The 6,150-nt window shown below is 72.5% G+C and carries 5 protein-coding genes; 1 reads left to right on the top strand and 4 read right to left on the bottom strand.

What is annotated here, in order from left to right; all coding sequences use genetic code 11:
- Positions 1 to 11 precede the first annotated feature (11 nt).
- Positions 12 to 1,559, bottom strand: coding sequence for a DEAD/DEAH box helicase (locus P2P98_RS14530; protein ID WP_275800822.1), 1,548 nt, complete (start codon positions 1,557 to 1,559; stop codon positions 12 to 14).
- 242 nt (positions 1,560 to 1,801) lie between these two features.
- Between P2P98_RS14530 and P2P98_RS14525 the strand changes: the two genes are divergently transcribed.
- Positions 1,802 to 1,927, top strand: a complete 126-nt coding sequence (locus P2P98_RS14525) for a hypothetical protein (protein WP_275044487.1) — start codon at positions 1,802 to 1,804, stop codon at positions 1,925 to 1,927.
- Between the two features lie 12 nt (positions 1,928 to 1,939).
- Here the strand turns inward: P2P98_RS14525 and P2P98_RS14520 are convergent, their stop codons facing one another.
- The 3 genes from P2P98_RS14520 to P2P98_RS14510 all read right to left on the bottom strand — a co-directional run bounded on the left by P2P98_RS14520 (position 1,940) and on the right by P2P98_RS14510 (position 6,146).
- Complete coding sequence (locus P2P98_RS14520; protein ID WP_275800821.1) at positions 1,940 to 2,512, bottom strand: DNA-3-methyladenine glycosylase I; 573 nt, start codon at positions 2,510 to 2,512, stop codon at positions 1,940 to 1,942.
- A gap of 161 nt (positions 2,513 to 2,673) precedes the next feature.
- Positions 2,674 to 3,378: a peptidase E gene (locus tag P2P98_RS14515; RefSeq protein ID WP_275800820.1), complete on the bottom strand. Its 705-nt coding sequence runs from the start codon at positions 3,376 to 3,378 to the stop codon at positions 2,674 to 2,676.
- Positions 3,379 to 3,380: 2 nt separating this feature from the next.
- Positions 3,381 to 6,146, bottom strand: a complete 2,766-nt coding sequence (locus tag P2P98_RS14510; RefSeq protein ID WP_275800819.1) for a glycoside hydrolase family 2 TIM barrel-domain containing protein — start codon at positions 6,144 to 6,146, stop codon at positions 3,381 to 3,383.
- Positions 6,147 to 6,150 lie beyond the last annotated feature (4 nt).

Below are 6,150 nucleotides of genomic sequence, written 5' to 3'. Positions count from 1 at the left end.
CGGATGAAGACTCAGCCCTGGGCGCGACGGTTCGTGCGCGGGTTGCGGGCGCCGACGACCATGCCGGTCGTGGGAGTGCCGGATGCCGAGCGGCCGGCGCCCTGCGGACGGCCGGCGGACGCACCGGCGCGCTGCGCGCCGCCCGCGCCCTGACCGCGGCCCGCGCCGGAGCGCTGACCGCCGCGACCGCCCTGGGGAGCGCGCCCCGCGGCCGGAGCATCGGATGCCGCGGCACCCGCGCCGCGACGACGACCGCCGCCGCCCTGACCACCGGAGCGGCCGGCGGGCTGCTGGCCCTCGCCGCGCGCCGCGCGCTTGCGCTGCGCGTTGGCGCCCTGCGAACGGCCCCCGCCCTGCGGCTGCGCGACGACGGGCTCGGGCTTGACGTACGGGGCGACCTCGCCCACGAGGGCGACGACCTCGGGCGAGGTCGAGGTGACCTGCTGCGGGGTGGCCGAGATCTTGGCCTTGCGGAGGATGTCGAGGGTGTCACGACGCTGCTCGGGGAGCATGATCGTGACGACGTCGCCGGCCGAGCCCGCGCGGGCGGTGCGACCCGAGCGGTGCAGGTACGCCTTGTGCTCGACGGGCGGGTCGACGTGCACAACGAGCTCGACGCCGTCGACGTGCACGCCGCGCGCGGCGACGTCGGTGGCGACGAGGACCTTCGCGCGGCCGTCGCCGAAAGCGGCGAGGTTGCGGTCACGCGCGGGCTGCGACAGGTTGCCGTGCAGGTCGACGGCGGGGATGCCCGAGGCGGTCAGCTGCTTCGCGAGCTTCTTGGCCTGGTGCTTGGTGCGCATGAAGAGAATGCGTCGCGCGGTGCCCGAGGCGAGCGTCTGCACGAGGTCCTTCTTGGCGTCCGCGTCGACCGGCGCGAAGACGTGGTGGGTCATCGCGGCGACGTGCGAGTGCGCCTCATCGACCGAGTGCAGCACCTCGTTGCGCAGGAACCGCTTGACCAGCTTGTCCACGCCGTTGTCGAGCGTCGCCGAGAAGAGCAGGCGCTGCCCGTCGGCGGGCGTGCGCGCGAGCAGGCGCGTGACACCGGGGAGGAAGCCGAGGTCGGCCATGTGGTCGGCCTCGTCGAGGACGGTGATCTCGATGTCGCTCAGGTTCGCGAAGCCTTGACCGATGAGGTCTTCGAGGCGACCGGGGCAGGCGACGAGGATGTCGACGCCCGCGGCGAGCGCGTCGACCTGGCGCTTCTGGTTCACGCCGCCGTAGACGGTGGCGGTGACCAGACCATAGGCCGCGGCGAGGGGCTTGATGACCTCGTCGATCTGGTTGGCCAGCTCGCGGGTCGGTGCGAGCACGAGCGCGCGAGGCTTGCGGCCACGGCGGCGGTCGGTGTTCGCGGCGAGACGCGCGACGAGCGGCAGCGAGAAGGCGAGGGTCTTGCCCGACCCGGTTTTTCCGCGGCCGAGCACGTCGCGCCCGGCGAGGGTGTCGGGCAGAGTGTCGGCCTGGATCGGGAAAGGCTCGTTCTTGCCCTGGGCGGCGAGAACGGCGATGAGGGGGGCGGGCACGCCGAGGTCGGCGAAAGTCTGGGACGTCATGAATACTCCTGCCGCGGCGCACGCGCACACGGCGATTCGGGATGCCGCGATGCTGCGGCTGCAAGGGGCGAAGGCGCCGGGTGGCGCATCCGTTCGCCGTGAAGGTCAAAGGCCCGAGAGAAAGGGGCCGGTGCGTTCGACGACGCGAGGAGCGAAAGCTCCGTCAACCAGTCTAGCGGGTGAGCGCACATCTCCGTCGCCCGACGGATCCGCGGGACCGGCCCCTTCCCTAGCGTCGAGGCATGGACATCTCATCGATGATCATGGGCGCGTCGATCGCCTCCGTCGCCTGGATCGCCTTCGTGCCCTGGTCGAAGCTGCGCCGCCTCAAAGAGCTCGACGCGGAGCGGGAAGACGGGTCCGCCTGAGCGACCGCGGCGTCAGGCCGCCGCGCGCCAGCACCCCGCGACGTGGTCGTCGACCATGCCGGAGGACTGCATGAGCGCGTACATCGTGGTCGGCCCGACGAAACGGAAGCCGCGACGGCGCAGCTCTTTGCTCATCGCCGTGGACTCCGGCGTCACCACGGGGACCTCGGCGAACGTGCGCGGCGGCTCATGCGTCGCGGGGGCGAACGACCACATCAGGGTGTCGAGTTCTCCTTCGGCCATGCCCGCCACGATGGTCGCGTTGCCGATCACGGCCTCGATCTTCCCGCGATGGCGGATGATGCCGGCATCCTGAAGCAGTCGCTCGACGTCGTCGGGGCCGAAGGCGGCGACGGCGGCCGGCTCGAAGCCGTGGAACACCTCGCGGAAACGCGAACGCTTGCGCAGGATCGTGATCCACGCGAGACCCGCTTGGAAGCCCTCGAGGCTCAGCTTCTCGAACAAGGGGCGGTCGCCGCGCAGCGTCGATCCCCACTCTTCGTCGTGGTAACGCTGGTACTCGGCGTCGGAGCCGGCCCACGCGCACCGCACGACACCGTCGGCCCCGGTCACCAGATCACTCATGCCCACAGGCTACGGGTGCCCTCCGACACCGGCCCCGGCGGCCGGGCACCGGCGTCCCCGCCGACGTCACCAGAACAGGGGATGCCACGAAAACAGGCCGCACCGCGCGCAGACGCCCTGTTTTCGCAGCGTTCCCTGTTCTCGACGCAGCGATCGGCGCGTCACAGCACCCGCGTCGGCACGGCCTCCTCGACCGCCCCGTCCCCGTCGCGGTCGACCCGATGCACGGCGCCCCCGGGCAGCTCGGTGACGAAGTCCACCGCGCGGGTCCCCTCGTAGAGCACCCCGGTGCCCTCGTCGAGACCGAAGCCGCCGGGGAGCGTGCCCTCGGCGATCGCGCGATGAAGCGCGGGCCGTCGCTCGGCTTGCGAGTCGTAGTGCACCCCGAGCGACCCGGGGATGAAGCCGAGGCCGTCGTGGATCGTGCGGACCTCGCCGAAGCCCGAGGTGGGGCCGCCGGTGTGCCAGCACAGCGCCCCAGCCGACGTGCCGGCGAGCAGGATGCCGCTCTCCCACGCCGCGCGCAGCACGGTGTCGAGTCCGTGCGCGCGCCACACCGCGAGGAGGTTCACCACACTGCCGCCGCCCGTCCACACGAGGTCTGCGGACTGCACAACCTCGGCCAGGTCGAGCACCGTGCGTCCGAAGAGGCGCAGGTGCACGGCATCCACGCCCGCCGCCATCGCCGCGGCGAGCTCGCGGCCTTCGTCGATGCGCTGGTCGCCGCCCGCGGTGCCGAGGAACACGATCCGAGGGCGCCCCTCGACGCCGGTGAGATCGAGCGCGTGCCGGAGCAGCGGGCCGAAGGCCAGGTCGCCCCACGAGGCGTCGGCCCACCCGCCGCAGGTCGCGAGGATGCGGGGCACCGTCACAACGTCACCGCCACGGCATCCGCGTTCCACGCCCGCACGCGCGGGTCGTCCCACGACGCCCCCGCCAGATAGAACGCGACGAGACGCTCCTCGCCGGGTTCGAGGCCGAAGGCGTTGTCGTCGAGCCACGCGCCCGGCGCCGTCGGGAATCCGTCGACGAGCACGATCGGCGCGGGCACGTCGCCGACGTTGCGTACGCGCAGGGCCCCGCCCGCGAAGCGGGCCTCGAGCCGTGTGCGGGGCTGCTCCTTCAGCGGCGCCGGTCCGGTCGCGTAGGGCGCGAGCAGCTCCTCGATCGGGCGGTCGGTCAGGCTGTCGAGCGGCTCCGCCTCGAGGGCGGCCACCTCGGCACTCTTCGGCTGCGCGTTGAGCGCGTACCAGGCCGACGAGACGCGTTCGCCGTGCGCGTCGCGCAGGTACACCGCGAGCACCAGCGGACCTGCGTCGGGAGCCTCGGCCTCGAGCGTGAACGCGAGCGCGTGGGCGTCGGCATCCAGATCCACGGATGCCGCCCGCTCGGCGATCACGCCGAACCGGGCGTCGTAGAGGCGGGCGTTCACCGAACCGGTCAGCCCCGAGGGCGTGTCGTTCGCCGCGTGCACCTCGGCCGAGAACGTCTCGCCCGCGCCGAGCGACGTGCGCTCGTACACCGCGAACGCCGAGCGTGCCGCGCCGAACTGGCGCGCGCGGTAGTACGACAGCTTCGCCCGGCCGTAGTAGTCGACGATCGCCCACGAGGCGCCCGGGAACACCTCGCCGACCTTGTAGAACCAGTACGCCGAGGTGCGCGTGCCGGCGTGCGCGCGCAGGCGCTCCGAGGCGAAGCGCAACGCGTCGCCCTGCGCGAGCTGCGAGTACTCCACGAACGTCGCCCAGTCGGTGAGGGGTCCGTAGTGCGCGTAGCGCGCCTGCTTGAAGAGGTCGAACAGCGAGAACTGCGCCTGGTGCTGCAGGATCGCGCCGTGCGCGGGCGGCGGCCACTGCTCCAGCAGCGCGGGGTCGAGGAAGCGCGCCATGCTGTCGAGGTCGCACTGACTCGACAGCCCGTACTCGCCGAACACCGGCGGCACGTGCGTCGCGTACGCCTCGACCGGCTGCCCCTCGTGATAGACGCCGTAGTAGTGCTCGCTCCCGCCCCACGGGTCGGTGCGGTGGAAAGGCCGCGTCGGGTCGTACTGCCGCACGCGCGTGCCGATCACGGTGAGCAGGTCGTCGCCCGAGACGGTCTCGGGGTTCTCGTTGCCGCCGCCCCACATCACCAGGGACGGGTGGGTGCGCAGACGCCGGACGATCCGCGACGCCTGCTCGTCGACGACGGCGAGGGTGGCTCCCGTGGCGTCGAGTCCGAACGAAAGCGGGAACTCCTGCAGCACCAGGATGCCGCGGCGGTCGCACTCGTCGTAGAACGCGTCGCTCTCGATCGTCCCGCCGCCCCACGCCCGGAGCATCTGGAGGTTCGCACGCACGCACAGGTCGAGGATGTGTCGGTCGACATCGAACCCGCGTCGGGCCATCGGGTCGGTGAAGCACCAGTTCGCGCCCTTGAGGAAGAGCGGACGCCCGTTGACCACGAACTGCCAGTCGTAGACGTCGTCGCCCGACACCTCGGGCAGCGCCCGCATCTCGACGGTGCGGATGCCGACACTCGTCGAGCGCGATGACCCGTCGACGCTCGCCTCGACGCGGTACAACGGCTGCGCGCCGTAGCCGAACGGCCACCACAGCCGGGCGCCGGGGACGTCGATCTCGATCGCGTGCCGGGACGTGCCTCGGGATGCCACGGTCTCCGCCGTCACGTCGGCGACGACGGCGCCCTCGGGGTCGAGCACGCGGACGCGCGTCGGAGCGGGACCGCCGTCGGTGTGCGCGATCAGGTCCCACTGCACCCGGATCCGCGCCGCCACCTCGGCGGCGTGCACCGTCGAGACGAACAGGTCGTCGAGCTCGAGGTCGGGCACCCGTTCCAGGCGCACGCCGCGCCAGATCCCGATCGAGATGAGGTGGCCGTAGTGCCACCCCCACCCCGGCGAGGGCTTGAGCACGCCGTGCCAGTCGCGCGGGGGCGTGTCGATGCGGACGACGATCTCGTCGGTGCCGTCGCCGCGCAGCAGGGCCGTCACGTCGATGTCGGGTCCGCCGTACATGCCGGTGTGCCGGGCGATCGGCTCGCCGTTGAGCCAGAAGGATGCTGCGTCATCGACGCCGTCGAAAGCCAGGCGCACCCGATCCCCGCGCCACTCGGCCGGCACGTCGAAACGCCGGGCGTACCACCACTGCTGCTCCTCGACGCGGGTGCGACGGAAGTACCACGGCCACTCTCGCGGCACACCGTGCTCGGTGAGCTCGGCGTGCGTGTGGTCGTGGAGGAGCGGGTCGGGGATCTCGCCCGCCGCGGTGAGGGCGGCCTGAACCGTCCCCGGAACGGTCGCGCGGATCCACGACGAGCGGTCGGTGTCGGGGCGGTGCCAGCCCACGGGCGCGGGAGGGGCCTGCCCGCCGAACCAGCGTTCGATCGCGAACTCGCGGCCGGCGGGAGCGCCGGCGAGCAGCCATTCTCCGTCGAGGGAGACCGTCTCGCGCGTGGGCGGTGCGTCCGTCGCCGGCGCCGGGGCCCCGGCATCCGGGGCTCGCCCGACTCCGTCAAGAACGGATGCCGGGACGACCTCCAGCACCGGAAGCGTCGCGTGCTCCTGCACCCACCGGTCGCCGAACAGCGGCGAGGCGAGCGACTGCGCCCGCTCGCGATCGTCGAGCGAGCTCATGCCC

The organism is Microbacterium sp. Kw_RZR3 (assembly GCF_029222405.1).
In the GTDB taxonomy this organism is placed as follows: domain Bacteria; phylum Actinomycetota; class Actinomycetes; order Actinomycetales; family Microbacteriaceae; genus Microbacterium.
This window is presented reverse-complemented; position numbering and strand designations above follow the sequence as displayed.